Source organism: Bradyrhizobium sp. 62B (assembly GCF_030272265.2).
Taxonomy (GTDB): Bacteria; Pseudomonadota; Alphaproteobacteria; order Rhizobiales; family Xanthobacteraceae; genus Bradyrhizobium.
Window position 1 is genome coordinate 3,778,034 of record NZ_CP092841.2, and the last position, 12,660, is coordinate 3,790,693.

17 protein-coding genes are annotated in these 12,660 nt (G+C 63.7%); 10 read left to right on the forward strand and 7 right to left on the reverse strand.

The annotated features are described in order from the left end of the window. Window positions 1–104: 104 nt before the first annotated feature. A complete protein-coding gene (locus tag ML401_RS17665) occupies window positions 105–332 on the forward strand; it encodes a DUF2171 domain-containing protein (protein ID WP_028136547.1) in 228 nt (75 codons plus the stop codon). Window positions 333–463: 131 nt separating this feature from the next. Here the strand turns inward: ML401_RS17665 and ML401_RS17670 are convergent, their stop codons facing one another. Beyond that, window positions 464–682 (reverse strand): hypothetical protein, encoded by a 219-nt coding sequence (locus ML401_RS17670; RefSeq protein WP_285812584.1) that lies wholly within the window; start codon window positions 680–682, stop codon window positions 464–466. Between the two features lie 276 nt (window positions 683–958). Next, window positions 959–1,144, reverse strand: coding sequence for a hypothetical protein (locus ML401_RS17675; protein WP_376717279.1), 186 nt, complete (start codon window positions 1,142–1,144; stop codon window positions 959–961). Window positions 1,145–1,366: 222 nt separating this feature from the next. On the opposite strand from ML401_RS17675, the gene ML401_RS17680 reads away from it, so the two are divergent. Further along, a complete protein-coding gene (locus ML401_RS17680; RefSeq protein ID WP_211417116.1) occupies window positions 1,367–1,528 on the forward strand; it encodes a hypothetical protein in 162 nt (53 codons plus the stop codon). A 386-nt stretch (window positions 1,529–1,914) separates the two neighbouring features. Here the strand turns inward: ML401_RS17680 and ML401_RS17685 are convergent, their stop codons facing one another. The 3 genes from ML401_RS17685 to ML401_RS17695 form a co-directional block, all read right to left on the reverse strand. Next, window positions 1,915–2,685 carry a hypothetical protein gene (locus tag ML401_RS17685; RefSeq protein WP_259210380.1) on the reverse strand — a complete coding sequence of 257 codons (771 nt, stop codon included), beginning with the start codon at window positions 2,683–2,685 and terminating at the stop codon, window positions 1,915–1,917. A gap of 197 nt (window positions 2,686–2,882) precedes the next feature. Further along, on the reverse strand, window positions 2,883–3,101 hold the full coding sequence (locus tag ML401_RS17690) for a DUF2273 domain-containing protein (RefSeq protein WP_212066480.1): 219 nt from the start codon (window positions 3,099–3,101) through the stop codon (window positions 2,883–2,885). A gap of 87 nt (window positions 3,102–3,188) precedes the next feature. Continuing rightward, a complete protein-coding gene (locus tag ML401_RS17695) occupies window positions 3,189–3,425 on the reverse strand; it encodes a hypothetical protein (protein ID WP_194402156.1) in 237 nt (78 codons plus the stop codon). Window positions 3,426–3,684: 259 nt separating this feature from the next. On the opposite strand from ML401_RS17695, the gene ML401_RS17700 reads away from it, so the two are divergent. Next, the gene (locus tag ML401_RS17700; RefSeq protein WP_194402157.1) at window positions 3,685–4,032 is read left to right on the forward strand and encodes a DUF6481 family protein; all 348 of its coding nucleotides are present in this window, start codon (window positions 3,685–3,687) and stop codon (window positions 4,030–4,032) included. A 136-nt stretch (window positions 4,033–4,168) separates the two neighbouring features. Here ML401_RS17700 and ML401_RS17705 read toward each other — a convergent pair whose 3' ends face one another. Continuing rightward, complete coding sequence (locus tag ML401_RS17705; protein ID WP_097662615.1) at window positions 4,169–4,414, reverse strand: pentapeptide MXKDX repeat protein; 246 nt, start codon at window positions 4,412–4,414, stop codon at window positions 4,169–4,171. Between the two features lie 332 nt (window positions 4,415–4,746). On the opposite strand from ML401_RS17705, the gene dctP reads away from it, so the two are divergent. Genes dctP through ML401_RS17720 form a run of 3 tightly spaced genes read left to right on the forward strand, consistent with a single transcriptional unit; the run spans window position 4,747 to window position 7,675 of the window. Continuing rightward, window positions 4,747–5,769, forward strand: coding sequence for a TRAP transporter substrate-binding protein DctP (gene dctP, locus ML401_RS17710; RefSeq protein WP_285812586.1), 1,023 nt, complete (start codon window positions 4,747–4,749; stop codon window positions 5,767–5,769). Next, on the forward strand, window positions 5,766–6,320 hold the full coding sequence (locus tag ML401_RS17715) for a TRAP transporter small permease (protein ID WP_194402162.1): 555 nt from the start codon (window positions 5,766–5,768) through the stop codon (window positions 6,318–6,320). The genes dctP and ML401_RS17715 overlap by 4 nt, the downstream gene beginning before the upstream one ends. Beyond that, window positions 6,317–7,675: a TRAP transporter large permease gene (locus tag ML401_RS17720; protein WP_194402163.1), complete on the forward strand. Its 1,359-nt coding sequence runs from the start codon at window positions 6,317–6,319 to the stop codon at window positions 7,673–7,675. Before ML401_RS17715 ends, ML401_RS17720 begins: the two co-directional genes overlap by 4 nt. 130 nt (window positions 7,676–7,805) lie before the next feature. On the opposite strand, the gene ML401_RS17725 is transcribed toward ML401_RS17720, so the two are convergent. Beyond that, window positions 7,806–8,489: a GntR family transcriptional regulator gene (locus ML401_RS17725; RefSeq protein WP_285812587.1), complete on the reverse strand. Its 684-nt coding sequence runs from the start codon at window positions 8,487–8,489 to the stop codon at window positions 7,806–7,808. Between the two features lie 233 nt (window positions 8,490–8,722). Here ML401_RS17725 and ML401_RS17730 point away from each other — a divergent pair, with 233 nt between their 5' ends. From ML401_RS17730 to ML401_RS17745, 4 genes are all read left to right on the forward strand, one after another. Continuing rightward, window positions 8,723–9,331, forward strand: coding sequence for a TRAP transporter small permease (locus ML401_RS17730; protein ID WP_285812697.1), 609 nt, complete (start codon window positions 8,723–8,725; stop codon window positions 9,329–9,331). After that, window positions 9,331–10,596, forward strand: a complete 1,266-nt coding sequence (locus ML401_RS17735; protein WP_285812588.1) for a TRAP transporter large permease — start codon at window positions 9,331–9,333, stop codon at window positions 10,594–10,596. The genes ML401_RS17730 and ML401_RS17735 overlap by 1 nt, the downstream gene beginning before the upstream one ends. A gap of 24 nt (window positions 10,597–10,620) precedes the next feature. Beyond that, window positions 10,621–11,604: a TRAP transporter substrate-binding protein gene (locus ML401_RS17740; protein ID WP_285812589.1), complete on the forward strand. Its 984-nt coding sequence runs from the start codon at window positions 10,621–10,623 to the stop codon at window positions 11,602–11,604. A gap of 73 nt (window positions 11,605–11,677) precedes the next feature. After that, window positions 11,678–12,604, forward strand: coding sequence for a dihydrodipicolinate synthase family protein (locus ML401_RS17745; protein ID WP_211417124.1), 927 nt, complete (start codon window positions 11,678–11,680; stop codon window positions 12,602–12,604). Window positions 12,605–12,660 lie beyond the last annotated feature (56 nt).

Genomic DNA, 12,660 nt, shown 5'->3' on the forward strand with positions numbered 1-12,660 from the left:
TGATCCGATCGCATTTCAACGTGCGGAAAGCCTCACGGGTCCAACGCGCGCGCTGCAACGAACGCCGACGTCCGCAGTTGAGACCTAAACTCAGGGAGAACCACATGGCTGACATCAGAGAGCATATGAAAATCATCGGCAAGGACGGCGCACATGTCGGCACCGTCGACCGCGTCGAGGGCAACCGGATCAAGCTGACGCGGAAGGACAGCCCGGAAGGTCACAAGGACCATCACCACTATATCGACACGAAATATGTCGGTGCCGTCGAAGGCGATGTCGTCAAGCTTTCAGTGAATGCCGACGCAGTCCCGAAGTCGGAAGCCGCCTGAGACTTAAGCCCCTTCGGGGGCTTTTTGTTTGTTCACGATCCGACTCCGCTTCGTTCCCAAAGCACGAATCGCAACCGAAAAAAACCAGCGCGACGCATGTCTTAATGCCGCGTTTCATTCAACCAACTTGTTCAAGCATCCAGCGTCACGAGGTGCGGCCGCAAGCGGTACGCGTCGATCGCGGCATTCGACAGCAGCAGCCTGCGCCGCTCTCCTCGCAGCATCATGCGGTCGATCCTGTTCAGGATGAATTGGGCTGCCTCCCGGTGCTCACCCGTGAGCAGGCCGGATCGGTCGAGATATTTCCAGGCAATCTCGAAAGACTGAGCGCGTAACTCGAGGTCGGTCATAGCCGGCCAACGTCCACAAGGAAGGGACGTTCCTATTCGAACCGAAGCCAAGCAGGCCGTGCAGCGCCACGCGCATCGAACCTCGGTCGAATAAAATGTAAAAGTCGCGCGGAACGAGATCAGGACGAGCGCGTTGACGGCATGAAATCAGGTGGTGCCGATCTGCCAGCCCCGATCGGCTTTGAAGGGCCCCGTGCTTGTCCCCCGAGCACGGGGCTTTCTCATGCGGATCAAGAAGTGACCGGCCGCTCCGTCACCGCCAAATTCGAGAATACTTCAGTCCGCCCGCTCCTCGCGCCGCTCGCGCGCGAGCTCGTGCCAGGCCAAAGCGAGCTGGATCAGGCGTTGCCGGTCGGCACCTTCCGATGCCGCCGCCCGCTTCATCGCGGCCTCGGCCTCCTGCTTTGGGTCGTACTTGGTACACATGAGGCCGAGCCTAGCCGGCCATCTGGACAAGCGCATGGCAATTTCGTCCGTATGATTGCGGGGTAACGTCCCCTCTTCCGGACGGGCGAGTGCCCGGGCACCCTCACCTCGTGGCATGCTTGCGCTGATTACGAAGCCGTGAGCTGGGCTTCATTCCGACGATCTGTGAACGGTGTCACAGTCTTGGCGTGGCAGTTCGGCTAAACAATGTGTCGACGCTTCCAGGAGAGCGCGAAGGCATCAATGGTGTTTTCCGTCATGACACAAGAAGCAGCAACCTCAGCCAACGTTCCGACGCCGCGACAAAGGGGCGACCTGCTCGGCCTCGCCTATCTCGGGACCATCGGCATCGTGATGCTGGCCTGGATCTCCGGCCTGGTCTGGGGCCTGATCGCGTTCTTCAACTGGCTCGTGTCCTGACGCGAGGCGACACGTCGTTTTCACGAACAAGGCTCTTTCGCGAGCAGGCCTCTTTCATGAGAGGGATCGCGGCCGAGATCGCGATCTAGAATAGGCAGTGCAGCACCTGCCCTAGCTTGACCCCGCCACACACGATCATAGCCCAAAGCGCCAGGCTGATCTGAATTGCATCCAGCATGTCCACGTCCCCGCGAATCGATTCCCGCCGTTTCTTTTTCTTTTGAGAATCGCGTGAAGCGTCGAACGGAGCCAGTGCTATTTTGAGGCAGTTATTGTGCGCCGCCGAACGTCGCGCCGACACAGGCATCCAGACAACGGCCTGATCATGCAAAAATAAAAGAGGCGGGCTTTGCCCGCCTCTCGCAAATCAGGATGCGACCCGTGCCTTACCGACAGGCCCGCGGATCGGCCGGCACGTACTGTCCGTCCGGGTAACGGTAGTAGCAATTGCCCTGCGCCCAGTAGTAGCCGGGCTGCGATGCGGCCGCGGCGCCCGTGATCGCGCCGGTAGCACCACCGAGAACCGCGCCGGCTGCAGCCCCTGTTGCATTGCCCGAGATCAGTCCGCCCAGCACACCGCCGACGATGGCGCCGCCAAGCGCGCTCGCGCCGGGATCCGCCGGTGGCGGCGGGGGTGGCGGCGCATAGGTGACCGCAGGAGGCGGCGGAGCATAGGCCACCGGCACGTCGTCGTAGTACTCCTCCGAGATGTAGGCGGGCGGGCCAGCCATGCGCTGCGGATAATAATACCACACGCCACCAACGTCCCACCACCAGCCGGAGCGGCCGTTGTGAACCTCGTGGCGCCAGCGCCCGCCATCCCAGGCGCGGTTGCCGCGATAGGCATGCCCGCCCCAGTCGCGCGTCGGCGCGGGGCCCCTGGCGTAGTTACGTCCGGGCGGCGGGCCGCCCGCATTATGCGGACCGGGACTGGATTGAGGCCGGCTTTCCGGCTGCGGCGCGGGCCGGGCAGCCTGCTGCGGCGGGCTCCTGCGCATATTCTGATTGTTCGGAGACGGCGCCCCTGCGCTCGGGCCTGCCGGAGGCTGGCCGATTTCCCTCGAGGGCCTCGCGTCCTGGGCCTGCGCCGGCAGCGCGAGCAACGACATGGCCGAAACCAAGGGAATGACGATCTTCATGTGGTTGGACGCACTCATGCGTGCTTGCCCCCTGCTCTTTCGATTGCTCTCGCAGTTGCCGTGGTGCCTGGCGCGATAGACGATTCGGACCGCGCTGGGCTTGATGCCGGCTGACATAGCTGACCTGCTTTGATCAGCGAAGTCCCGTTACAAATGATTAAGATCACGGCAATTTTTGGCCCCACCGGGCTGCAAGGAATCACGCTGGAGCGCTTCTAGCGGGCCGGCTCGATCACGTTGCAGTTGCGGCGCCCGGACATCAGGCAGTCCTGCATCTTGCTGGCCGCGGTGAGGTCTCGGACAAGCCACCAGCCGATCCCGAGGATCACGATCGCAATGATCAGACCGGCGATGGCGCCGCGGCGGTTGTCGCCGGATGGAGGCTTCGGGCGGGATTTCGGCTTCTCGCCCGGTTCGGGCTTGGAGGTGGGCATGGCTACCTGATCGCGCGGGCACGCCAGCTTATCACCTCTGCGACGTCCCGTCACATGCCGATCGACCGCTTCGGTCCAGCTTCGGGGTCAGCCCCGGGTCGCCCGGATCGCATCCTTGCGGGAGGTTTCGACCGCCGGGGTCGCCTGCTCGCCCCGCGGTGCGCAGGTCGTGAGCACGAACGCGGTCTGGGTGCACTCCCAGCCGGCCCCCAGGACGGCGCTCTCGATAGGCTGCGGACGCGCGAGCAGCAGCATCGCACCGGCCACGGCGACCAGGGCGAAGGCAATTGCGAATGCCCGGAGGGTTAATCTTGAGATCGTCATACCCGTGCTCCGTATCGGGCGGACGCTAGGCGTCGCCCTCGTGTCCCATTATGAGGGACATCACAATTCGGCAGTTTTTCCGGGCTACGAGAGATCGTCGGGGATGGCGATTTCGTTGACCTGATCGGCTGCGATTATGGGTGGCTTCGCGACGCGCAGCGATGTACACGCTTCTGTGTCGCGCGGCGCCTGCTATGCCCAGCCGACGTACCAACAGGCAGTGATGTAGGATCGAAAGCGAGGAAGACAAGGCTCGTCGATGAGTGGATTCAGGGAACCCGGCTTCACAGACCGGCAAAAGGCGGCGCAGGAAGCCCGCAAAAACCTTTTGAACAAATTCAAATCCCAACCGGGGCCTGATGATCCCGCGGTTGCGGCGAAGCGTGCCGAACGCGAGGCCCTCGCGGCCAAGCGTGCCGAGGCAAAGGCCGCGCGCGAGGCTGAAAAGGCCGAGCAGAAGCGCCAGGAGGAAGAGGCAAAGGCCGCCGAAGCCGCGCGGATCGCCCGCGAAGCCGAGGAAGCTGCCGAGAAGGCCGCGGCCCTCGAAGCCGAGCAGAAGGCCAAGCGCGACGCGCGTTACGCAGCCCGCAAGGCCAAGCGCAAGTAATGTGACAAGTGACCTTCGCTGGTCACCTTCAATACAAGTTGAAGCAAACGATGATTTGGGGCGGTCCAGCTGACCGCCCCAAACATTCGAGCACGTGTTCGTTTTGCCGTACGCCTCGATCGCGAGCGGGTGAAGATCAGTTCTTCTTCATCATCCCGTCGTCCTTTTTCATGCCGTCCTTGGACATGTGATCCTTCTTCATGCCGTCGTCCTTTGACATGGTGTCCTTCTTCATCATGCCGTCCTTGGACATCGTGTCCTTTTTCATCATGCCGTCATCCTTGCCCATCTTGTCCTGGGCGAAAGCGGCCGGCGACAGCGCAAGGCCAAGCGAGAGAGCGGCAGCCGAGACGCCGAGCACGATGCGGGTGCGAATGGTCATGGATTATCTTCCCTTCGAGATGGTGTTGGTCAGCGACGGACGCCGCTAATCAAACTCGACGGATGGACCGTCTGCGTTGTTACGCCGCCGTCGCTAAATTTTAGCGAGCCGGCCTGCGATCCGCCGTTCGAAGGAGCCCGGAGCCTGTCGCGGGGACCGGAAGTGTGCAGCGCAGCACAGCCGACACTTGCCGCGGCATTCGGTCTCGAACTATCAGATGAGAGAATATCGGGTGAAAGACCGGCTAGGATGGGCCTACGCACCGGTCACACATGACCCGCCCAATCACGCCAACAAGAATCGTTCAAAGAAACGTTCAAGGGGATCACACCATGATCACGCGCCGCCATCTGATCGCGACCGCCGTCGCCGCACCGGCCATTATCCGCCTCGGCACCGGGACCGCGCAGGCCGCAACCACGCTGAAGATCTCGCACCAGTTCCCGGGCGGCACCATCGACAAGGGCGACTTCCGCGACCGCCTCTGCCGCATGTTCGCCGCTGAAGTCAGTAAGCGCAGCAATGGCGACATCGCGGCCGAGATCTATCCGAACTCCTCGCTGATCAAGACCAACGCGCAGTTCTCGGCGATGCGTAAGGGCGCGCTCGACATCTCGCTCTATCCGATGCCCTACGCCGGCGGCGAATTGCCGGAAACCAATATCGGCCTGATGCCCGGCCTCGTCACCACCTACGACCAGGGCATGCGCTGGAAGAAGGAGCCGGTCGGCAAGGCGCTGACCGACTTCCTCGCCGACAAGGGCATCATCCTGCTCACCTGGGTCTGGCAGGCCGGCGGTGTCGCCAGCCGCTCCAAGCCGATCGTCGCACCGGAAGATGCCAAGGGCCTGAAGGTGCGCGGCGGCTCGCGCGAAATGGACATGGTGCTCCAGACTGCCGGCGCCTCGGTGCTGTCGGTGCCTTCGAACGAAATCTACGCGGCGATGCAGACCGGCGCCTGCGATGCCGGGATCACCTCCTCGACCAGCCTGATCTCGTTCCGCCTCGAAGAGGTCGCGAAGTCGCTGACGTCAGGGGCCGGTGCCTCCTACTGGTTCATGCTCGAGCCGCTGATGATCTCGAAGGCCATCTTCGACAAGCTGCCGAAGAACCACCAGGACATCCTGCTCACGGTCGGCACCGAGCTCGAAGCCTTCGGCCGCAAGGGTGCGCAGGATGACGACGTCGAGGTCGCCAAGGTCTACGAGAAGGCCGGCGCCAAGGTCTCGGCGCTCGATGCCGCGACCGTCGGCAAGTGGCGCGACATCGCCCGCGACACCGCCTGGAAGGACTACAGCGCCAAGACCACGACCGCGGCCAACCTGCTCAAGCTCGCCACCGACGTCGCCGCATGAGCCACGGTCCGCTTCCGGATCGTGACGTCCGCACAACCGTTGCCGCAGGGACCGGCCCTGCGGCGACAATCGATCGCGGTCTTGCCATCCTCAACAGCATCATCGTCGTGTTCGCCGCGGTCGCATTGGTCGCGGCCTGCGCCATTCTGAGTTACAGCGTGCTCAGCCGCGCGCTGTTCAAGGCCGCCAATTATTGGCAGGACGAGGCTGCGGTGTTCCTGCTGGTCGGCGCGACCTTCATGACGGCGGCGTACGTGCAGCAGAACCGCGGCCATATCGGCATCGAGGCCTTCGTCGGCTTGTTGTCGCCGCTGGCGAACAAGGTCCGGCTCTGGCTGGTCGACCTCGCCACTTTCCTGTTTTGCGCCTTCTTCACCTGGAAGTCCTGGACACTGGCCCATGAAGCCTATGTCGACGGTCAGGTCTCGAACTCGATGTGGTCGCCGCCGCTCGCCATCCCCTATTCGCTGATGGCATTCGGCATGAGCCTGCTCTGCATCCAAATCCTCGTGCAGCTTGCGCTGCCCTTCACCGGAGCCAGGCGTTCATGAGCGTGTTCGGTATCGGCGTTGCCTACGGCGTTGCGACGCTGCTGGTGATGTTTTCAGGCATGCCGATCGCGTTCGCGCTCGGCGCCGTCGCGGTCGTGTTCATGGGCATCTACATGCCCTCGGCCTCTCTCGATACGGTGACGCAGAACGTCTACGAGGAAATGGCTTCGATCACGCTGTTGTCGATCCCGCTCTTCATCCTGAAGGGCGCCGCGATCGGCAAGTCGCGTGCCGGCCAGGATCTCTATTCGGCACTGCATGCCTGGCTGCACCGTGTGCCCGGCGGTCTCGGCGTTGCCAACGTGTTCGCCTGCGCGCTGTTCGCGGCGATGGCGGGCTCCTCGCCCGCCACCTGTTCGGCGATCGGCTCGGCCGGCATCCCCGAGATGCGCAAGCGCGGCTATTCCGGCGGCTTTGCGGCCGGCATCATCGCCGCCGGCGGTACGCTCGGCATCCTGCTGCCGCCCTCGATCACCATGATCCTGTTCGCGGTCGCCGCCGAAAAGTCGCTCGGGCGGCTGTTCCTCGCCGGCATCGGCCCCGGCCTGCTGCTGGTCTCGCTGTTCGGCTTCTATGCGGTGTACCGCTTCCGCCGCGAATATGCGGCGGCCGAAGCGATCTACAAGAACGGCGGCCCGGAGGCTCCGATCCTCGCCCGCGACGAGTACACGCTGGCCGAACGTTTCAGCGTGCTGCCGCGCGTGATCCCCTTCGTGCTGCTGCTCACCGGCGTCATGATCGCGCTCTATGGCGGCTACGCCACGCCGTCGGAAACCGCCGGCCTCGGCGGCCTCCTCGCACTCGCGCTGATCGCGGCGATCTACAGCGTGTGGCGGCCGAGCGACCTTGCGCCCATCATGAAATCGACGATCCGGGAATCGACCATGCTGATGATGATCATCGGCATGTCGCTGCTCTATTCCTACGTGATGAGCTATCTGCACATCTCGCAATCGGTCGCCGAATCCATCGTTGCCATGCACCTGCCGCGCTGGGAGCTGCTGTTCGCGATCCTCGTCATGGTGGTCGTACTCGGCTTCTTCCTGCCGCCGGTCTCGATCATCCTGATGACCGCGCCGATCATCCTGCCCCCCTTACGCGCCGCCAATTTCGACATCATCTGGTTCGGCGTGGTCATGACCATCGTGATGGAGATGGGCCTGATCCATCCCCCCGTCGGCCTCAACATCTTCGTCATCCGCAACGTGGCGCCCGACATTCCCCTGCGCGAGGTGATCTGGGGCACCCTGCCCTTCGTGCTGCTGATGATGCTCGCGGTGCTGCTGCTGTGCATCTTCCCGGGGATCTCAACCGGGCTGCCGGATCTCGTGATGGGGCCGGACGGGAGCAGGTAGCGGCGACCACAACTGCCGTAGGGTGGGTTAGACCGGCGGCTGCGCGAAGCGCAGTCGCTGGGCGTACCCACCTCTTCTCTCTCCTGAGAGATGAACAGTGGTGGGATACGCTTCGCTAATTTAACCCACCTTACGATTTCTCCTTCCGCCGCCCCTTCGGCGCGTTCGCCACAACCTGCAACAGATCCTTGCGCACGGCCTCGATGTGCCGCTCCAGGAAGCGGCAGGCGTCGTCGACCTTTCCGGCGCGGCAGAGCGCGATCAGCTCGGCGTGCTCTTTCTCGGCAGTGCCCATCGCCTTGGTGTTGGAGAGCTGGAGGCGGGTATAGCGGTCGCTGGTCTGGAGCAGCGACAGCACGATCGCGCGGGTCCGCGGCTGCGGGGCGTGGACGTAGAGCGCCATGTGGAAGTCGGCGTTGAGCTGGCCCCAATCGCTGACATTCTTGGCCTTGATCGCCTTCTCAAACTGCCTGTGGATGTCGTCGAGCGCGTCGAAATCGTCGGCGGAGAAATGCGGCGCCGACTGCGCCAGCAGGCGCGGCTCCAGAATGCAGCGGAGATCGAACACGTCGTTGATCTCGTCCAGCGACAGTTCCGAGACGATGGCGCCCTTCTGCGGCACGATCCGCACCAGGCCTTCGGCCTCGAGCTGGAACAGCGCTTCGCGGACCGGAATGCGGCTGACGCCATAGGCCTCGCCGAGCGCGTCCTGGCGCAGCTGCGATCCCGCCGGATAGGTGCCGTCGAGGATCGCCTGCCTGAGCTGGTCGACGATCGCGGCCGACAGGGTGCGATGCTTCAGAGGCTGCTTCATCTGACCTTCTGTTGTCCTTTTTCCGACTCGCTCAGTCGACGCGGTCCCTGTCTTGCATGGCGGGGTGCCCGGCAAAAGCCAAGCAGGCCACAAAAACGAGGTGCCCAGCAAAAGCGCGGGGTGACGCCGAAATGACCGCAATCTCCGTTTGACTCCCAACATGTATAAATTATACATTTGGTAATCGCACGACAAATCTTTCGGGGGTTGGGGCCTTCATGATCGAGCAGACGATGCCGGCCACGCGCGCGCTCAGCGTCCGACGTACGGTCGTCCGGCTGTCGAGCGCCCTCCTCGCCTTCGAGCGGCTGGCGCTGATGGGCCTGATGTATCTGCTCACCGGCCTGATCCTGGTGAACGTCGTCACCCGCTACTCGCATTTCCCGATCTACTGGATCGACGAATCAGCTGTCTATTGCGTGGTCTGGCTGACCTTCATCGGGGCATCCGCGATGACCCGGCTGCGGCTCGATTTCGCGGTGACCATGTTGACGGAGCGGCTTTCGCCGCAGCACCAGAAGCTCGCCAAGGTGATCTCGACCGGCCTCGTCGTCGTGTTCGGCCTCGCTTTGATCGTCACCTGCGTGCTCTGGATGGACCCGGTCGGCCTTGCCCGCGTCGGCTTCGACGGGCGCAAGCTGGCAGGTGAGACCTTCAACTTCCTCTACACCGAGCGCACCCAGACGCTGAACTGGCCGACCTGGGTGATGTACCTGACGCTCCCGATCTTCGCAGTGTCCATGACCATCCACGGCCTCGCCAATCTGCTGGAAGACCTTGGATTGGTGCCGCGCACGAAGCTGAGCGGTTTTCAGCTCTCCGAGCTCGACGGGGTCAATTGATGGTCACGTCAGCGGCCTTCATGGCATTCATGCTGGTCGGCGTGCCGATCGGCCTTTGCCTCTGCCTCGCCGGCCTCGTCTACATCGCGGCGTCTGGCAATCCGGTGCTGTTCCAGTCCTACCCGCTGCAGCTGTTCGGCGGCGTCGACAGCTATGGCCTGATCGCCATTCCGCTCTTCATCCTGATCGGCGAGATCATGAACGGCGGCGGCATCACAAGGCGCATCGTCGACATGGCGATGGCGTTCGTCGGCTCGCTCAAGGGCGGGCTCGCCTACGTCAACATCCTCGCCAACATGTTCATCTCCTCCATCCTGGGATCGGCGACAGCGCAGGTCGCGATCATGGCGCAGATCATGGTGCCGGAGATGGAGAAGAAGGGCTATGACAAGACCTTCGCGGCCGGCCTCACCGCCTATGGCGGCATGCTCGGCCCGATCATCCCGCCATCGGTGATGTTCGTGGTCTATAGCGTGCTGGCGCAGGTCTCGGTCAGCGACATGCTGATCGCCGGCATCGTGCCGGGCGTCATCCTTACCGTGATGTTCTGCCTCGTCATCGCGCTGATGGGCTACATCTACAACTATCCGCGCGCGGATTATCAGACGCCGCGCCAGCGCGTCATGACGATCCTGCGGACGTCACCGACGCTGCTGATCCCGATCGTCATCGTCGGCACCATTCTTGGCGGCCTCGCCAACGCGACCGAATCCGCCGCCGTCGGCGCGGTTGCCGCGGCGCTGGTCGGAAAGTTCTGGACCAAGGAATTCGAGTTCTCCCAGCTGCCGCAGATGATGCTGCGCAGCGCGATCTATTCGGCCATCGTGCTGTTTCTGGTCGCGGCCGCGGCCGTGTTCTCCTGGGTCCTGATCTTCGGCAAGGTGCCGCAGGAGACCGCCGCCTGGATCCAGACGGCAGCGAAAGACCCCGTCAGCTTCATGCTGATCTGCAACGTCATCCTGCTGGTGATCGGCACGGTGATCGACGGCATCCCCGGCCTGATCATGACGGTGCCGATCCTGCTGCCCGTTGCGACCGAGGTCTATCACATCGATCCCAGGCATTTTGGCGTGGTGGTGGTGATCAACCTGGTGCTCGGCTTGCTGTCGCCGCCGGTCGGGCTCTGCTTCTTCGTCGCGGCCGCCGTCACCGGCGCCAAGCCCGGCAAGATGTTCATGGTGACGCTGCCGTTCTTCATCATCTCCTGCGTCCTCCTGGTGCTGCTCTCGCTCTACCCCTCGCTCTCGCTGATCCTCGTCAAATAGGCTCGTTCAAAAGGAAGTCCGACCATGCCGTTGTCACGCGGCCGCTTTCTCGCCGCCAGTGCCGCCGCATCGGTGTTCGCACCGTCGCTGGCGCTGGCCCAGGCCAAGGAATTCCGCCTGGGACTGATCACGCCCAACGGTCACTCCTGGAACAAGGCCGCGCTCAAGTTCGGCGACGAGCTCAAGGCCGCCTCCAATGGTCGCCTGACCTTGACCGTGTTTCACTCCGGCCAGCTCGGCAACGAGACTGCGATGATGCAGCAATTGCAGTCCGGCGCGCTCGACATGGGCTTCATCCAGGCCGCCGAGCTCGGCTCGCGCGTGCCGCATATCGCTGCGATCAACGCGCCCTACATCGTGCGCTCGACGCCGGCGGTCGCGAAATTCGTGCGGCATCCGGCGGCGGTCAAACTGTTCGAGGTGCTGCCGCAGGAGACCGGTACGATCGGGCTCGGCTGGGGTATCACCGGCATGCGCGCGGTGTTCTCGTCCAGGGACCTGAATTCGCTCGCCGACATCAAGGGCATGAAGCTGCGCATCAATCCGACGCCGGTCTATCGCGATTTCTATTCCTCGCTGGGGGCGGCGCCCACCCCGATCCCGACGCCGCAGGTGTTCGACGCCATGGCCAACGGCCAGGTCGACGGCCTCGAGGCCGATCTCGAATTCTCCTGGAACCAGCGCTTCGACAAAGTCTCCAAGGTCATTCTGCAGATGAACGCCGTCTTCATGCCGATGGCGGCCGTCGTCTCCGGCCGGGTCTGGCAGTCGCTGCCGCCAGCCGATCGCGAGCTGATCACCAAGCTGGTGAAGTCGACGCTGGACGCGCAGATCGACGAGCTGGCCGGCAACGAGCCAACGCTGATCGAGAACTTCAAGAACGCCCCGATCCCGATCCGCCAGGTCCCGGCCGGCGACACCGAGGCCGTGATCGCCGAGTTCGACAAGCTCTGGCTGCCCAAGGCCCCCGTCCTCGCCGAGCTGCGCAAGGTCGGCGCGACGCTCTGAACCATCCGTCATCCCTATTTCGCCACGACCGGCGGCCCCAGCCCCCCGTCGGCAATACACTTGGAGTGAACTCATGAGCCGCCACGTTTCCTGGGAAGGCGTCTTCCCGGCCGTTACGACCCAATTCAACGACGACCTGTCGCTCAATATCGATGCAACTGCCAAGGTGATGGACGGGTTGATCCGCGACGGCGTCTCCGGCCTGATCGTCTGCGGCTCGGTCGGCGAGAACACCTCGCTCGAGCGCAAGGAGAAGGTCGCGATCATGGAGACCGCCAAATCGGTCGCGGCCGGCCGCGTGCCCGTGCTTTGCGGCATTGCCGAATTCACCACGGCCTTCGCGGTCGAGACCGCCAAGGAAGCCGCGCGCGTCGGCATCGACGGCGTCATGGTGATGCCGGCGCTGGTCTACTCCTCCAAGCCGCACGAGACCGCCGCGCATTTCCGCGCCGTCGCGAGCGCAACCGACCTGCCGGTGATGCTCTACAACAATCCGCCGATCTACAAGAACGATGTCACCCCCGACATCCTGGCCTCGCTGGCGGACGTCGAAACGGTCGTCTGCTTCAAGGACTCCTCCGGCGACACGCGGCGCTTCATCGACACCCGCAACATGGTCGGCGACCGCTTCGTGTTGTTCGCCGGCCTCGACGACGTCATCGTCGAGAGCGTCGCCATGGGCGCCGTGGGCTGGGTCTCCGGCATGTCGAATGCGTTTCCGCGTGAGGGCGAGACGCTGTTTCGCCTTGCCAAGGCCGGCCGCTTCGCCGAGGCCATGCCGCTCTACGAATGGTTCATGCCGCTCTTGCATCTCGACGCGCGCCCCGACCTCGTCCAGTGCATCAAGCTGTGCGAGCACATCATGGGCCGCGGCACCGCGCTGACCCGCCCGCCCCGCCTCGCGCTGCTGCCGCACGAGAAGGCCGAGGTCGAAGCCATGATGGCCAAGGCGCTGAAGAACCGGCCGCGCCTGCCGGATGTCGGCCTGAAGGCGGCGTGAGGGCAGGCCTCCTAGGGTGGGCAAAGCGACTTGTCCGCCGTAGCTCGAAGAGCGAA